This window comes from Mycobacterium stomatepiae, assembly GCF_010731715.1.
Lineage (GTDB): Bacteria > Actinomycetota > Actinomycetes > Mycobacteriales > Mycobacteriaceae > Mycobacterium > Mycobacterium stomatepiae.
The window spans coordinates 3239448-3254953 of record NZ_AP022587.1 but is presented as its reverse complement, the minus strand read 5'-3'; the positions used below and the strand labels follow the sequence as shown (position 1 = coordinate 3254953).

Here is a 15506-nt window from a genome sequence, read left to right as displayed (position 1 = left end):
AAACGGGGCGATCGCTCCGGTTGACTTCGCTATACGGAACGTGCGCCCCGTTTTGCAATGTCAATTGGGATTGGCTGGTGACATAGATGGCGCAGCCCGAACGTCGGATGCGTGCCGACGCGGCGCGAAACCGGGCGCGCGTGCTGGAAGTCGCCTATGACACCTTCGCCGCCGAGGGCCTGTCGGTGCCGATCGACGAGATCGCCCGACGCGCGGGCGTCGGGGCAGGCACCGTCTATCGACACTTTCCGACCAAGGAGGCGCTGTTCCAGGCGGTGATCGAGGACCGCATGCAGCACCTGGTCGACGACGGACACGCCCTACTGGAATCCGCCGGTCCTGGCGATGCGCTCTTCGCCTACCTGCGCTCGCTGGTGCTGCAGTGGGGCGCGGCGGACCGCGGCTTGGTCGACGCCCTGGCCGGCTTCGGCATCGACGTCGCGGCGGTCGCGCCCAACGCCGAGGACGCCTTCCTGGTGCTGCTCGACGAGCTGCTGCGCGCCGCGCAGCAGGCGGGCACCGCGCGGCCCGACATCGGCGTGCGCGAGCTGAAGACGATCCTGGTCGGCTGCCAAGCGATGGAGGCCTACAACGCCGAGTTGGCCGAACGGGTCACCGACGTCGTCGTCGACGGTTTACGCGCTGGGCGATAGCGGCCGGGGTCTTCTTGCACTCGGCATAGGCGAGTGCTAAGAATGACGTTGGCACTCGCGACTCGCGAGTGCTAGGTCGGGACGGTGAGGCCAAGCCCTTAGACAGCTGTGGTCGTCCGTCGCGGGCACTGCGCCCGGCCAGAACGTGTCATCCCCAATCCGGAGGAATCACTTCGCAATGGTCAAGACAATTGCGTACGACGAAGAGGCCCGTCGCGGCCTCGAGCGGGGTCTGAACAGCCTCGCCGACGCGGTAAAGGTGACGTTGGGCCCCAAGGGCCGCAACGTCGTCCTGGAGAAGAAGTGGGGCGCTCCCACGATCACCAACGATGGTGTGTCCATCGCCAAGGAGATCGAGCTGGAGGACCCATACGAGAAGATCGGCGCCGAGCTGGTCAAGGAAGTCGCCAAGAAGACCGACGACGTCGCCGGTGACGGCACGACGACGGCCACGGTGCTCGCCCAGGCGCTCGTCAAAGAGGGTCTGCGTAACGTCGCGGCCGGCGCCAACCCGCTGGGCCTCAAGCGCGGCATCGAGAAGGCCGTCGAGAAGATCACCGAGACCCTGCTGAAGTCGGCCAAGGACGTCGAGACCAAGGAGCAGATCGCTGCTACCGCGGGCATCTCGGCGGGCGACCAGTCGATCGGTGACCTGATCGCCGAGGCGATGGACAAGGTCGGCAACGAGGGCGTCATCACCGTCGAGGAGTCCAACACCTTCGGCCTGCAGCTCGAGCTCACCGAGGGCATGCGGTTCGACAAGGGCTACATCTCGGGCTACTTCGTCACCGACGCCGAGCGTCAGGAAGCCGTCCTGGAGGACCCCTACATCCTGCTGGTCAGCTCCAAGGTGTCGACCGTCAAGGACCTGCTGCCGCTGCTGGAGAAGGTCATCCAGGGCGGCAAGCCGCTGCTGATCATCGCCGAGGACGTCGAGGGCGAGGCGTTGAGCACCCTGGTCGTGAACAAGATCCGCGGCACCTTCAAGTCGGTGGCGGTCAAGGCCCCCGGCTTCGGCGACCGCCGCAAGGCGATGCTGCAGGACATGGCCATCCTCACTGGTGGTCAGGTCGTCAGCGAAGAGGTCGGCCTCTCCCTGGAGACCGCCGACATCTCGCTGCTCGGCAAGGCCCGCAAGGTGGTCATCACCAAGGACGAGACCACCATCGTCGAGGGCGCCGGTGACCCGGACGCCATCGCCGGCCGGGTGGCCCAGATCCGTGCCGAGATCGAGAACAGCGACTCCGACTACGACCGCGAGAAGCTGCAGGAGCGCCTGGCCAAGCTGGCCGGCGGTGTTGCGGTGATCAAGGCCGGAGCTGCCACCGAGGTGGAGCTCAAGGAGCGCAAGCACCGTATCGAGGACGCGGTCCGCAACGCCAAGGCCGCCGTCGAGGAGGGCATCGTCGCCGGTGGTGGCGTGGCCCTGCTGCAGGCGGCCCCGGCCCTCGAGGAGCTCAAGCTCAAGGGTGACGAGGCCACTGGTGCCAACATCGTCCGCGTGGCGCTCGAGGCTCCGCTGAAGCAGATCGCCTTCAACTCTGGGCTGGAGCCCGGTGTTGTCGCCGAGAAGGTGCGCAACTCGAAGGCCGGCACCGGCCTGAACGCCGCCACCGGTGAGTACGAGGACCTGCTGAAGGCGGGCGTTGCCGACCCGGTCAAGGTGACCCGTTCGGCGCTGCAGAACGCGGCGTCCATCGCGGGGCTGTTCTTGACCACCGAGGCCGTCGTGGCCGACAAGCCGGAGAAGGCCGCCGCTCCTGTGGGCGACCCGACCGGTGGCATGGGCGGTATGGACTTCTAAGTCCAGAGCGGAAACGCCCGACTCACTGAAGAAGCCCGGCCCCTGGAAACCCCAGTGGTCCGGGCTTTTTCGTGTGTCAGGACTGCTCTAGGCGCAGGCAGTCGTCCTTGCAGCCGGGTTTGGTCACCGCCCCCGGCCCCGCCTTGCGGTGGAGGACCGCGCGACTCGGCACCACTCGCAGCGCGTCGTCACCGATCAGACCCGTGCCGTCGACGATCAGCGAGTAGCCGCCCGGTTCGCGCGGCGGCCAGACCAGCGTGATCGCGTCGTGCCGGGCGATGTTGTTGCGCGTGCTGTTCCCGATGGAGCCGGCTTCGAACACGCCGTCGATGAGCATCGGATCCACCGCCACGGCGTGCGCGTGACGGCCGTCGCCGAAGGTGATCAGGTAGGCGAACGTGAAGTCGGCCAGCGCGCCGGCCAGTTGATCGAGATCCACTTTCACGCTCATGACGCGAGGATACGGCGACGAGCGATGTGGGTAATTGGTGTACTGAACATTCGAGCAGTTCGGGACGAAGGGACCACGCAGTGAGCAAATTGTTATGGCGCACAGTTCTTGGAGTGATCCCCGGTAGCGTTGCGTGCCTCATGATCGCGCCGACCGCGGGTGCCGCACCCGATCCGTGCTCGGCGAGCGGGGTCGCCGCCACCGCCAGCGGGGTTCTCAACGCGGCGAGCGGATACCTCGACGGCCATCCCGATGCCAACAATGTGCTGACCGCAGCGGTCAACCAATCGCCCGCCGACGCGAAGTCGTCCGTGCGTGGCTACTTCCTCAGTCATCCCGGCGAGGCGTTGGAGCTGAAGGGTATCGCGCAGCCCTTGCTCGACCTGCGCAGCCAATGCAACAACTCGGTGTCGCCCGATCAATTGGCGGCCTTGTTCAACGCGCTGTCCGGCTAGGCGGGACCGGCAGGTTATCCGCGCGGCTCTCACCAAGCTTGCGCAGCAGACGGTCGCGACGCGGCTACCGCGAACGACCGTACGAGGTCAGGCCGGCAGCGAGAACACCACGCAGTCGTGCAGCTCGCCTTTGGCCGCGGTGGCGGAGTCGGCGTCGCGGTGCAGCAGGGCGCGGGTAGGCACCACATCCAACCGGACCGTCTCGGAGCCGGATTCGTCGACATCGGCACGACCGTCGACGATCAGCGAATAGCCGCCCGGCTCGCGCGGCGGCCACAGCAGCGTGACATCGCCGCGCTGGGTGAGGTTTTCGCGGGTGCGCCCGCCGATCGGACCGACGTCGAGGACGGACCCGTCGCGCAGCCGCGGTTCGACCGTCACGGTATGCACGCGGTATCCGTCGTCGACGGTGATCAGGTACGCGAACGGGTAGTCGGGCAGGGCGGCGGCCAGCTTCTCCAGGTCCACCCTCTTCTTCGTGCGCATGCTCTCGAGGATAGGCGCCGCCGGCGAATCGTCAGTCCGCCGTCAAACCCGTCGGGATGGTGCCCGAGCCCAGGTTGTTGAGCAGGCCCAGGTTCGCAGTGCCCGGGTTGAAACCCGTGCCCGCGGTCGGCGAGTTGAGCAGGCTCGCACTGAGGTCGGCCGAACTCGGGCCGCTCGTGACGGCATGGGCGAATCCGGTACCCGGAGCGTCGGTCAGCCAGGACCCGACATGGCTGCCGGTGTGATCGAGGTTGGCCAGCGTGTTGATGTGGTGCGCCAAGTTCCCGGTGCCCGAGTGCGGCCCGAAGATCAGGTCGCCGTTGTTGAACTGCATGCCGAGGTTTTGCATCACGTTCTGCCACGGCGCCATCTGCTCGGCGGCCGCGGACGCGTCGGCGTGATACCCGGACATCGCCGCCACGTCGGTGGCCCACATCTGCTCGTAGGCGGACTCGATGTCCATGATCGTGGGGGCGTTCTGCCCCAGATGGTTCTGCGACGCCAATGCCCGCACCAAGGCGCGATTGGCGTTGACCACCGCCGGCTGCACCGTGGCCGACAGTGCCGTCTCGAACGCGCCCGCGATGGCCGAGGCCTGGCTGGAGGTCGCTTCGGCCTGGGCCGCCGCCGCCTTGAGCCAGCTCACGTATTGGGTCGCGACGGCCAGCATCGCGGTGGCTGACGGGCCCTGCCATGACCCGTTGGCCAGATCCGATGCGACGGAGAAGAACGAAGATGCGGACGAGGTCAGGTTCTCGGCTAGCCCATCCCAGGCTTCCGCAGCAGCATGCAGCGGCGCCGATCCAGGACCGGCGTAAAGGAGGGCCGAATTGATCTCTGGCGGCAACCACGCAAAATGCGGGCTCGTCACTGCAATAACTTAACCGGGACGGGCCCTTCTTCGTGGCGTTATGGCGCGGGTGCAGGCGCGGTTTGGCGTCCGCGGACCAGCTTTCCGGGGCGTGCATCGGTGGGTTTGCCGTTTTCGGCGATCACCTCACCGGACACAATCGTAGCGACATAGCCGTCCGCGGTCTGGTCCAGGCGGCGCCCACCGGCGGGCAGGTCGTAGGTGATCACCGGCTTGTGCAGGCGCAGCGCGGCGTGGTCGATCACGTTGAGATCGGCCTTGTATCCGACCGCGATTCGGCCGCGATCGGCCAGCCCGGCGACCCGGGCCGGAACCGACGTCAGCTCGCGGACGGCCTCGGGAACCGAGAAGCGCCCGGATGCCCGGTCCCGCGCCCAGTGCGTCAGGAAGAACGTCGAGTAGCTGGCGTCGCAGATCATCCCGTAGTGGGCGCCGCCATCGCCGAGGCCGAGCACTACGTGGTCGCGGTGCAGCAGCTCGCCGACGGTGTTCAGCGTGTTGCGCTCCATGTTGCTAGTCGCGACCAGGAGCATGGCGCGGCCGTCGTCGTCGAGTAGCCGGTCGTAGGCCTCCTCCATCGGGTTCACCCCGCGGGCCCTGGCCCGGGCGCCGATGCTGTCCGCCGGGTCCGGCTCGTAGTTGGGGTTCTCGCCGAGCGGGAAGATCCAGTCCCACATCTGCGCGACGTAGAGGATCGGGTGCCCCTCGCCGGGCTTGTCGGCCAGGATGCGGGCGCGGACCTCGGGCTTGCGCATCTCGGCGACCCGCTCGGCCAGCGGCAGATGCGCGATCTCCTGGTAGCTGGGGTACAGCACGAACGGGTTGGCGGTGAGCTGCAGCCCGATGATCAACCCGATCGGGCGCGGCAGCAGCTGGGCAGTGATGTCGCCGCCGGCGGCGTTGGCCTTCTCGACCATGTTGATCGCGTCGGGCCACGTCGGGTCGCCGGCGTTGGCGACGACCAGAGTGAAGGTGACCGGCAGTCCGACCTCCTCGGCAACGTCGAACACCGTCTGCAGCACCGGCTGGTAGCCACCGGCCGGAATGTCGGGCACGAACTGCAGCAGCCCGCCGCCGCCGTCGACGACGCCCTTGGCGATTTCATCGATCTCCTCGCGGGCGGCGTCGTAACTCGGGATGGGCGAACCGCTTTCGGTCTTGTGGATGGTCAGCCGCGACGACGCGAAGCCCAGCGCCCCGACCTCCATGGCCTCCTTGGCCAGCGCCCGCATCTTCGCCAGGTCGTCGGCGGTGGCCGCTTCGCGGTTGGCGCCGCGCTGGCCCATCACGTAGACCCGCAGCGGCGAATGCGGAAGATAGGCGGCCACGTCGATGTCACGCCGGCCCGATTCCAGCGCGTCGAGGTACTCGGGGAAGGTCTCCCAGCTCCACGGCAGGCCGTCGGTCATCACGACGCCCGGGATGTCTTCGACCCCAGCCATCACGTCGACGAGCACGTCGTGGTCTTCCTGACGGCATGGCGCGAACCCGACGCCGCAGTTACCCATCACCACGGTGGTCACCCCGCGCGCCGAGGAGGGGGTCAGGCGCTCCGACCAGATGGACTGGCCGTCGTAGTGCGTGTGCAGGTCGACGAAGCCCGGCGTGATCAGCAGGCCGGTCGCGTCGATCTCGCGCTCTGCGGTCTCGCCGCTGAGAATGCCGTCGGAACCGACCGCGGTAATGACCCCGCCGGTTACCCCGACGTCGCCGACGTACGGCTCACCCCCCAGCCCGTCGACGATCGTGCCATTGCGAAGCAGAAGGTCATAGATCACCTACTCAATCTACGACCGTGCCGGAAGTCGTGCCACGATCAATTCGTGATCGACCACATCGGTATCAACTGCGCTGACTACCCGAAATCCCAGACTTTCTACGACACCGTGCTGGCGGTCCTGGGTTACTCCCGGCAGCTGGATTTCGGTGAGGCCATCGGATACGGCCGTGACGGCAAGCCGGCATTTTGGATCGCCCAGGGGGCCGAAATGGGATCCAATCGGGAGAACCACATCGCTTTTGCGGCCGCCGACGAAAATGCCGTGCGGGCGTTCCACGAGGCGGCGCTGGGACTGGGTGCCGAGTCGCTCCACGAGCCCAGGTTGTGGCCGGAATATCACCCCGGCTACTTCGGTGCGTTCGTGCGCGATCCGGACGGCAACAACGTCGAAGCGGTCTACCACGGCGCTTCTTCGGGCTCGTAGTGTCGTTGGTATGTCGGATACCGATGCTGCCGCCCGCGAGTTACTCCGTGATGCGTTCACCCGGTTGATCGAACACGTCGACGAGCTCACCGAGGGACTGACTGACGAGCTGTCCAACTATCGACCGGCGCCGGACGCCAACACCATCGCCTGGCTGATCTGGCACAGCGCCCGGGTGCAGGACATCCAGCTGGCCCACGTGGCCGGCGTCGAGGAGGTCTGGACCCGAGACGGCTGGGTCGACCGCTTCGCGCTGGACCTGCCGCGCCGCGACACCGGCTACGGCCACAGCGCCGCGGACGTCGCGAAGGTGCGCGCCCCCGCCGACCTGCTGTCCGGCTACTACCACGCGGTGCACAAGCTTTCGTGTGAGTACATCGCCGGCGTCACCGCCGACGAGTTGTCCCGCGTCGTCGACACCAATTGGGAGCCGCCGGTGACGGCCAGCGCGCGGTTGGTGAGCATCATCGACGACTGCGCCCAGCACCTCGGCCAAGCCGCCTACGTTCGGGGCATCGCGTCGTAGATTGACGGCGTGCGATTCCTTGCGACGCTGACGCTGTGGCTCGCCACCACGGTCGCGCTAGCCGTGGCGGCCCCCGTGGCATGGGTGCAGCTCAACCTCGTCGACGAGAACGGCTACGCGGCGTTGGCGCAGAAGGCGGCGGGCGAGCCCGTCCTGCAGTCCGCGATGGCCGGCGAGCTCACCACCCGGACGATGACGCTGATCGCCCAGCACGGCGGCGGACGCTATCCGGTCGACAGCGCGCAAGTGCATGACGCGGCCGCCGCATACACGGCCGGCCCGGCCTTCCCGCCGATGTTCGCCACGGCGAACCGGGCCGCGCACCGCTGGCTGTTCGCCGATGCGGAATCCGGAGATTCCTGGGCGATCGACATCGCCCCGATGCTCAACGACCCTGCGTTTCAGCAGATCCTGGCCGAACACAACGTGCAGGCGCCCGCCACCCTGACCGTTCCGCTGACTGCGTCGGTGCCGCATTCGCTGCAGCAGGGAGAACTCAGCCGGGTTCCCGCCTGGGGCAGGTGGGCGAGCCTCGGTGCGGTCGCGGCGTGCGGGGCGTGCGCGCTGCTGACGCTGCTCGCCGCGCGGCGCCGCGGCAGGGCGCTGACCGCCCTCGGTGTCTCGGCGCTGCTGGTCGGGGCTGCCGGCTGGGCCGGCTTGCAGGTCGGTGCCCGCTACGTCAACGACGCGCTGAATCGCACCACGGGCGACATCCGCCAGATCGCCGACGCCATGGTGCGCACCGCCGAACTCGGAATGCGGGACTGGCTGATCCTGACCTTGGCCGCCGGCGCGGGCCTGGTGGTCTTCGGCGTGATCGTCGCGGTGCTGGGCAGCCTGTTCAGGAAGAAGGCTTAGCTCAGCGGCAGGGTCGCCAAGATCGGGCTGGTCGGCTGTGGGGAGCCCGTGCCGGGTTCGACGGTGAACGCCAGGGCGGTCGACTTTCCGAGGTTGCTCAGCGTCGCCGTCGTCGAGGGCGAGACGGCCGCGGTGTTCATCGTGCCGGCGGACGTCGGGCCGTTGGCGTCGATCAACCACATCTGATAGACGGTGCCGGGAGTCGGTGGCGGCACATTGTTCATCACCAGCACTCCGGCGCCGCGGTCGCGGGAGAACACCACCGTGGCCGTCCCGTTGGCCAGCGGGCGCGACACCGTCCGCACGTCCGGGGCCGCCATCACCCGCGCGGCCACCGACTGCGTCGGCGCCGGGCGCAACAGCGTCTGCACGCCGAACGCCGTCAGCCCCGCCACGATCGCCGCCGCGACGGATATCAATGCTGTTGTGCGCCAACGATTTTGGCTCTTCTGACGACGCGGAGTGGCCAGGGCCAGCACGGTGGCCCGCAGATGCGCCGGCGGTTCGGTGATGGTCGAGGCCGAGACGACGGCCATCGTTTCGCGCACGGCGCGGACTTCCTCGGCGAAGGCCGTCCCGATCGACGCCGGCGCGGTCGCGATCCGCCGGTCGATGTCGGCGCGCTCCTCGTCGGACACCGCGTGCAGGGCATACGGCGTGGCCAGCTCGAGCAGCTCGAAGTCGGTGGGTTCGGTCATGGCACGTCCAGGCAGTTACGCAGCCCGCGCAGCGCGTCGCGAATGCGGGATTTGATCGTCGACAGGTTGGCGGCCAGCCGCTGCGACACCTCGGTATAGGTCAGTCCGCCGTAGTAGGCGAGCTCGATGCACTGCCGCTGGGCGTCGGTCAGCGATCCCAGACAGTCGGCCACCCGGCGCTGCTCGTCACCGGCGATCGCCGAGTCGGCGACCACATCGTGGTCGGTGTCCACATTGGCCGCACCGTAGCGCGACTCGCGGCGGCTGCCGGCTTCCTCGGAGCGCACCCGGTCGATGGCGCGCCGATGCGCCATGGTCAGCAGCCAGGACAGGGCCGAGCCTCGAGCCGAGTCGTATTCGGACGCCGAGCGCCACACCTCGAGATAGATCTCCTGGGTGGTTTCCTCGCTGTAGCCGGCGTCGCGCAGCACCCGGATCACCAGCCCGAACACCCGGCTCTTGGTCAGGTCGTAGACGGCGGCGAAAGCCTGGGTGTCGCCACGCGCGACCTCGCGCAGCAACTGATCCAGGTCGCTGCTCAGCTGCGGCAATCCGGTCATTGTCGAGTAGCCTATTCCTCCCGACCTGGCCGCATCGGTCGGCGGTTACCGCCGTGCCGGCCGCGGTGGTCGTGGGACAAAACACGCGGTTCTTTGCTGATATTCCGCGAAGCCGGGCCGGCCGGCCATCAATTTCTCGGTCAGCCGGGCACCGGTCACGTAAACCAGGAAGTACGTCATCAGCAGGGGCGAGCCTACGGTCGCCAACGACCACCAACTGTTGAGGGTGATCAGCCACAGCCCCCACCACACGGTGGCGTCGCCGAAGTAGTTGGGGTGACGCGTCCACGCCCACAGGCCACGGTCCATCACCACGCCCCGATTGGCCGGGTCGGACTTGAACACCGCCAGCTGCCGGTCGCCCACCGCTTCGAAGGTGATCCCCACCAACCACACCGTGACACCCAGCGCCGCGGTGAGGGGTGTCGGGGTGGGTCCGGTCACCGCCGAGAGTTGCAGGGGGAAGGAGACGAACCAGGTGATCAACGCCTGCAGCACAAAGACTTTGCGCACCACCGTTGCGGTCGTGGCGTGGCGCAACATCGCGGCATAGCGCGGATCCTCGCCCTTGCCGGCCGTCTTGCGGTGGATGTGCCAGCTCAGCCGCGCGCCCCAGATCGTCACCAGCGCCAGCAGCAGCCAGCGCCGGATCTCCGCGCCTTGGCCGAGTGCCGCGGCGACGGCGGCGATCGCGACGAAGCCGATGCCCCACGCCACGTCGACGACGTTGTAGCGGCCGATGCGCCTGCCGATGGTGAACGCGACCGAATGCACCACGGCTAGAACCAAAACCGAGGCGCCGGACACCTCGGCCAGATTCTGCACCCAGCTCACGTTGCTCATCGGTACCCCTCGCGCGCAAACGTCCACTGGTAGACATTCAAGTACCCCGACCGGAAGCCCGCCTCCGAATACGCCAGGTACAGCTCCCACATCCGCTGGAACACCTCGTCGAAGCCCAACTGCGCCAACCGGTCTCGCTGCTTGAGGAACTGTTCACGCCAGATCCGCAGCGTCTCGGCGTAGTGCGGGCGCAGCGAGGTCATGTCGACCGTGCGTAAGCCGGTGCGGCGCTCGGTGATCGCGGAGATGGCCCGGGTGGACGGCAGCAGGCCACCCGGGAAGATGTACTTCTGAATCCAGGTGTGCGTGTTGCGGCTGGCCATCATTCGGGTGTGCGGCATCGTGATCGCCTGGATCGCCACTCGCCCGCCCGGTCGCACCAGCCGTTCGAGCGTGGCGAAATACCGTTGCCACGCATGGAATCCCACCGCCTCGATCATCTCGACCGACACCACCGCATCGTAGACGCCGTCGACGTCGCGGTAGTCGCAGAGGTCGATCACCACCTTGTCGGATAGCCCTGCCGCGGCAACCCGAAGCTGCGCGAGCTGTTGCTGCTCGACCGACAGGGTGACCGAGCGGACCTCTGCTCCGCGCGTGGCCGCGCGGATGCACAGCTCTCCCCACCCGGTGCCGATTTCGAGCACCCGGCTGCCCTGGTGGACGCCGGCGATGTCGAGCAGCCGGTCGATCTTGCGTTCCTGCGCGGTGGCCAGATCCGCCGCCGAGGCGGGCAGCCGGTCGAACAGCGCGCAGGAGTATGTCATCGTCTCGTCGAGGAATTCGGCGAACATGTCGTTGGACAGGTCGTAATGCTCGGAGATGTTGCGCCGGGCCCGATCTCGGCTAGCGCCCCACCATCGCGGGCGGAAGGCCGGTGCGGCCGGGCGCAGCCATTGCAACGGGCGCGGCACCAGATCGCCCACCGAGCTGGCGAATACCGTCAACACCGCGGGCAGGTCATCCGAGGACCACTCGCCGGCCATGTAGGACTCGCCGAACCCGATCAGGCCGTGGCGCCCGATGCGGCGTGCCATCGCCTCGGGCTGGTGGACAACCAGGGTCGGTGCCGTCCGGTCGGCCGCACCGACGACGGTGCCGTCGGGGTAGGCCACCCGCATCGGCAGGCGTGCGGCCGCGCGCCGCAGCAGCCGATCGGCGGCGACGGCCGCGACCGCACTCACGGGCCCGGACGGGACCTCCGCGATCGCCGGCCAGCGATTGAAATCGATTGCCGCCGAAAGATTTCGGATGGTCGATACAGTCATCTCGGTACCAACGGAACTCGACGTAGCCACAGTTTGATCCCCTGAATTCGGATGCGTACGGCCACCACCAGCGGTGCCAGTGGCGAAACGATTTGCATGATCGCGACTTGCCCGGCGGTCGCCGGTCGCCGCTGTCCGCGCATGTTGGCCACGAACGCGGGCTGGCGGTCGCGGCGCAGCTCGATGGTGATGTCGACTTCGTTGTCCGGCCGTGGTGCTCGCACCAGGTAGTAGCCGTCGACCGCGTTGAACGGCGAGACGTAGAACTTCTTCTCGGTGACCACCGGCAGGTCGGCCGGGGGTAACAGGTAGGCGTGACGCCCGCCGTAGGTGTTGTGCACCTCGGCGATCACGTGACGCAGCCGGCCCTCGCGGTCGTGGCACCAAAAGACGCTGAGCGGGTTGAAGACGTAGCCGAACACCCGTGCTTGCAGCAGCGCGGTGATGCGGCCCTCGGGGGCAGGCAGACCCCGATCGGCGAAGAACGCGCCCAGCCGGTCCCGCAGCGAGCCCTGCTGCTGATTGTCGAAGTGATCCGAGGCGCGGAACCGGGCGAACGGTCGTAGCCACCAGGGCAGCCGCGGCAGCTCGTCGACGTCGACATACCAGCTGTAGCTTCGGTATTCGAACGCGTGTCGCACCGGGGCCTGCCGTGAATGACTGATCGTGGTGCGGTAGATCGCGGGCGTCTTCGTCGCCGTCAGCATCGCGCCACCGCCTCGCAGCGGGTCGCCGTCGGCCAATCCGCACCGAGGTGCCGTGCCGCGGCCAGGCCGGAGGCGGCGCCGTCTTCGTGGAAACCCCAGCCGTGATAGGCGCCCGCGAAGGCCACCCGGTCGCTGTCGAGGGTCGGCAATAATGCCTGTGCCGCAACGGATTCGGGCGTGTATAGCGGATGGTCGTAAGTCATTTCGGCGATCACCGAGGCCGGATCGACGATGTCGTGGCCGCCCAGGGTCACCAGGTACCGGCGGTTCCCATCCAGCCGCATGAGTCTGCTGACGTCATAGCTGACTACGACATGGTCCTTCCCGGGGGTAACCAGGTAATTCCACGATGCGCGCGCCCGGCGACGCCGGGGGAGCACCGATTCGTCGGTGTGCAGCTGCGCCTGGTTGGTCGAGTACGGGATCGCGCCCAGCACCGCGCGCTCCCACGGATTCGGATCGTCGAGCAGCAGCAGCGCCTGGTCGGGATGCACGGCGACGACCGCCGCGTCGAACAGCCGCGGCGCGTTGCTGCCCGCCTGCACCCACACGCCGTCGCGTACCCGCCGTAGCGAGTTCACCGGCGTTCCGGTCGACACCTCGGCGAGCCGGGCCGCAACGGCCTGAACGTAGTGCGCCGAGCCCCCGGTCACGGTGCGCCAGGTGGGGGAGCCGAACACCGACAGCATGCCGTGGTGGTCGAGGAAGACGAACAGGTAGCGAGCCGGGTAGCGCAGGGCGTCGTCGCCGGCACACGACCATACGGCTGCCACCAGCGGGGTGATGAAATAGTCGATGAAATACGGCGAGAAGCGGTGCCGGCGCAGGAAGGAGTCCAGCGTCTCGGCGTCTTCCGGCTCGGAGCTCTCCTCGCGCAGTAGCCGCGCCGCGGCGCGGTGGAAGCGGGTGATCTCGGCAAGCATCCGCAAGTAGCGTGGGCGCAGCGACTGTTTACACGCGAACAACCCACTGGCGCCCAGCGCGCCGGCGTATTCGAGCCCGATCTCGTCGGCGCGCACCGACATCGACATCTCGGACTCCTGAGTGGTCACCCCGAGTTCGCTGAACAGGCGGCACAGCGTCGGATACGTCCGGTCGTTGTGCACCAGGAACGCCGAGTCGACGCCAATCACCCGGCCGCCGTCGTCCACGAAATGGGTGTGCGCGTGACCGCCGAGCCGCGCGTCGGCTTCGTACAGGGTGACGCGGTCGCGGCCGGACAGGACGTAGGCGGCGGTGAGGCCGGCCACGCCGCTGCCAATGACGGCAACCGACCGTGTGTGTGACGAGTCCACGGTCCTTATTCGTAGCCACGGAGCTGGCGGATGGGGTGCTGCGCGCTTACAGATCTCTAACCGAAAGTGAACGAGAACACCTGCAGGCCCTTGCTCACTTGCAGGTCGAGCTGATCGCGGTGCGCGCCGCCATCGGACACGATTTCGTGCAGCGTGGGAACGCCGCCGATCGGTGTGGTGGTGGTCTTGCCGTCGCGGGTCGTCGTGATGGTTCCGGTGCCGCCGACGACGACGAAGACGTTCTTGGCCGTGTAGTTCAGCCGGATCGCGTCGTCGTCGCTCTCGGCAGTGATGCCCTGGTCGTCCAGGGTCCACCGGCCACGCAGGGCGAATTTGTCGTTTGCCAGCTGCGCCGGGAAGTTGAACCCGGTGCTGCCCGCCTGGTAGCTGCCGTCTCCCCCGTAGGTGGTGGCCTTGTCGGGCGCCAGGTAGGTCTCGGGGGTGAGGTTGGTCTTCGGGGTGGTGTCGGCCCCGTTGACCGGCGCCGCCAGCGCGGCGTTCGGATTGGCGTCGACCAGCAGTTGGCGGATCAGTTTCTCGGTGTCGTTGTAGTCGCCTTCGCCGAACTTGGTGTGCCGCAGCGTTCCTTTGGCGTCGATCAGGTACTCGGCCGGCCAGTACATGTTATTGAACGCGTTCCAGGTCGCGTAGTCGTTGTCCAGCGCGATGGGGTAGTCGATGTGCAGCCCGGCAGCACCGCTGGCCACGTTGCCGGCGACCCGCTCGAAGGCGTACTCGGGGGTGTGCACCCCGACGACCACCAAGCCGCTGTCGCGATATCGGTTGTACCAATCGACGACATGTGGGATGGCGCGTTGGCAGTTGATGCAGGAGTAGGCCCAGAAGTCGATCAGCACCACCTTGCCGCGCAGCGCGGCGGGGTCGAGCGGTTTGCCGTCCGGGGTGTTGAGCCATTCGGTGATGCCGGTGATGGCGGGTGCCTGCCCGCACTCCTGCAGTTCGGTGGCGCCGTCGGTGCAGTTGGTCGGTAGCCCGCTGCTGCTCGAGTTACCCTGATTCAGCTCCAGCACGCTACCGGTGGTCGGGCCCGCTGGGCGGCTCGTGATCAGCGAACGTTGAATATCGTTGGCGCCGAGCCGATTCTGCATCGCCGTCGTGTAATCGGGCACGGCGCGCTGCAGCATCGCCGGCAGGTTGAAGACCAGCGCCACCGCGAGCACGATCATCATGACCCCGCCGACGATCTGAATGAGGCGCTGTCGGCGACGGAACGCCGTAACGCGTTGCGAGACCTGGCGTCCGGCCAGCGCGAAAGCCAACAGGGGTATCGCGTTGCCGAGCGCGAACGTCGCGGTCAACACGAAGGTCGCGGGCCCCAGCGACGTCGTGCCTCCCGCGACCACGATCGCGGCCAGTACCGGCCCCGCGCACGGTACGTACAATGCGCCCAATGTCAGACCCAAACCGAAACCGTCTGTGCTGCTGCCTTTTTGGCGTTGCGGGAGAGCGGCGAACGGCCGCTCGATCAGGTGTTGCAGCGGCGGGAAGATCAATCCCAGACCGATCAGGGTCAGCACCACCAGGGCGGTCCAGCGGATGGCGTCCTGCGGCAGATGCAGAGCCGAGAGCAGCGCCGACCCGATCAGGGTGGCCAGGCTGAAGCTGCACACCAACCCCGCGATCACCAAGTACGGGCGCATCGCCGGGTTCAAGCCACGGCTGCTTGCCTTGGTCCCGCCGTCCATGCTGGACAGAAAAATCACCGGGAGCACCGGCAGGATGCACGGCGAGATGCCGGTGATCAGGCCGCCAAGCAAGCCGATGAGCGCAATGGTGTTCATACGTGTTATTCGAGACGACCGGGGT

The 15506-nt window shown here is 67.6% G+C and carries 17 protein-coding genes; 6 read left to right on the top strand and 11 right to left on the bottom strand.

The features are described 5' to 3' along the window. Positions 1–86: 86 nt before the first annotated feature. Complete coding sequence (locus G6N54_RS15305; protein ID WP_163790865.1) at positions 87–653, top strand: TetR/AcrR family transcriptional regulator; 567 nt, start codon at positions 87–89, stop codon at positions 651–653. Between the two features lie 178 nt (positions 654–831). Then, complete coding sequence (gene groL, locus G6N54_RS15300; protein WP_163790864.1) at positions 832–2457, top strand: chaperonin GroEL; 1626 nt, start codon at positions 832–834, stop codon at positions 2455–2457. Between the two features lie 76 nt (positions 2458–2533). Here groL and G6N54_RS15295 read toward each other — a convergent pair whose 3' ends face one another. Further along, positions 2534–2908, bottom strand: a complete 375-nt coding sequence (locus G6N54_RS15295; protein WP_163790863.1) for a pyridoxamine 5'-phosphate oxidase family protein — start codon at positions 2906–2908, stop codon at positions 2534–2536. A 140-nt stretch (positions 2909–3048) separates the two neighbouring features. Between G6N54_RS15295 and G6N54_RS15290 the strand changes: the two genes are divergently transcribed. Further along, complete coding sequence (locus G6N54_RS15290) at positions 3049–3363, top strand: heme-binding protein (RefSeq protein WP_163790862.1); 315 nt, start codon at positions 3049–3051, stop codon at positions 3361–3363. Between the two features lie 87 nt (positions 3364–3450). Here G6N54_RS15290 and G6N54_RS15285 read toward each other — a convergent pair whose 3' ends face one another. From G6N54_RS15285 to G6N54_RS15275, 3 genes are read right to left on the bottom strand one after another with little or no spacing between them, the layout of a single operon-like run. Continuing rightward, a complete protein-coding gene (locus G6N54_RS15285) occupies positions 3451–3849 on the bottom strand; it encodes a pyridoxamine 5'-phosphate oxidase family protein (RefSeq protein WP_163790861.1) in 399 nt (132 codons plus the stop codon). Between the two features lie 31 nt (positions 3850–3880). Continuing rightward, entirely contained in the window at positions 3881–4720 is an 840-nt protein-coding gene (locus G6N54_RS15280; protein ID WP_163790860.1) for a PPE family protein, read from the bottom strand. Between the two features lie 38 nt (positions 4721–4758). Next, positions 4759–6498 (bottom strand): N-acyl-D-amino-acid deacylase family protein, encoded by a 1740-nt coding sequence (locus G6N54_RS15275; RefSeq protein WP_163790859.1) that lies wholly within the window; start codon positions 6496–6498, stop codon positions 4759–4761. 45 nt (positions 6499–6543) lie between these two features. Between G6N54_RS15275 and G6N54_RS15270 the strand changes: the two genes are divergently transcribed. The 3 genes from G6N54_RS15270 to G6N54_RS15260 are packed head-to-tail and all read left to right on the top strand — an operon-like array spanning position 6544 to position 8308. Then, positions 6544–6924 carry a VOC family protein gene (locus tag G6N54_RS15270; protein WP_163790858.1) on the top strand — a complete coding sequence of 127 codons (381 nt, stop codon included), beginning with the start codon at positions 6544–6546 and terminating at the stop codon, positions 6922–6924. A gap of 10 nt (positions 6925–6934) precedes the next feature. Beyond that, positions 6935–7450 (top strand): mycothiol transferase, encoded by a 516-nt coding sequence (locus G6N54_RS15265; RefSeq protein WP_163790857.1) that lies wholly within the window; start codon positions 6935–6937, stop codon positions 7448–7450. 9 nt (positions 7451–7459) lie between these two features. Then, the gene (locus G6N54_RS15260; RefSeq protein WP_163790856.1) at positions 7460–8308 is read left to right on the top strand and encodes a hypothetical protein; all 849 of its coding nucleotides are present in this window, start codon (positions 7460–7462) and stop codon (positions 8306–8308) included. On the opposite strand, the gene G6N54_RS15255 is transcribed toward G6N54_RS15260, so the two are convergent. Genes G6N54_RS15255 through G6N54_RS15225 form a run of 7 tightly spaced genes read right to left on the bottom strand, consistent with a single transcriptional unit; the run spans position 8305 to position 15481 of the window. Continuing rightward, positions 8305–9006 (bottom strand): anti-sigma factor, encoded by a 702-nt coding sequence (locus tag G6N54_RS15255; RefSeq protein WP_163790855.1) that lies wholly within the window; start codon positions 9004–9006, stop codon positions 8305–8307. The two genes, G6N54_RS15260 and G6N54_RS15255, sit on opposite strands and share 4 nt — an antisense overlap. Then, positions 9003–9566, bottom strand: coding sequence for a sigma-70 family RNA polymerase sigma factor (locus G6N54_RS15250; RefSeq protein ID WP_163790854.1), 564 nt, complete (start codon positions 9564–9566; stop codon positions 9003–9005). The genes G6N54_RS15255 and G6N54_RS15250 overlap by 4 nt, the downstream gene beginning before the upstream one ends. A gap of 45 nt (positions 9567–9611) precedes the next feature. Continuing rightward, a complete protein-coding gene (locus G6N54_RS15245; protein WP_163790853.1) occupies positions 9612–10409 on the bottom strand; it encodes a DUF1295 domain-containing protein in 798 nt (265 codons plus the stop codon). Further along, the gene (locus G6N54_RS15240; RefSeq protein ID WP_163790852.1) at positions 10406–11677 is read right to left on the bottom strand and encodes a class I SAM-dependent methyltransferase; all 1272 of its coding nucleotides are present in this window, start codon (positions 11675–11677) and stop codon (positions 10406–10408) included. Before G6N54_RS15240 ends, G6N54_RS15245 begins: the two co-directional genes overlap by 4 nt. Further along, positions 11674–12384 carry a DUF1365 domain-containing protein gene (locus G6N54_RS15235; RefSeq protein ID WP_163790851.1) on the bottom strand — a complete coding sequence of 237 codons (711 nt, stop codon included), beginning with the start codon at positions 12382–12384 and terminating at the stop codon, positions 11674–11676. Before G6N54_RS15235 ends, G6N54_RS15240 begins: the two co-directional genes overlap by 4 nt. Next, complete coding sequence (locus G6N54_RS15230) at positions 12378–13679, bottom strand: NAD(P)/FAD-dependent oxidoreductase (RefSeq protein WP_163790850.1); 1302 nt, start codon at positions 13677–13679, stop codon at positions 12378–12380. Before G6N54_RS15230 ends, G6N54_RS15235 begins: the two co-directional genes overlap by 7 nt. 56 nt (positions 13680–13735) lie before the next feature. Then, complete coding sequence (locus tag G6N54_RS15225; protein WP_163790849.1) at positions 13736–15481, bottom strand: cytochrome c biogenesis protein DipZ; 1746 nt, start codon at positions 15479–15481, stop codon at positions 13736–13738. Positions 15482–15506 lie beyond the last annotated feature (25 nt).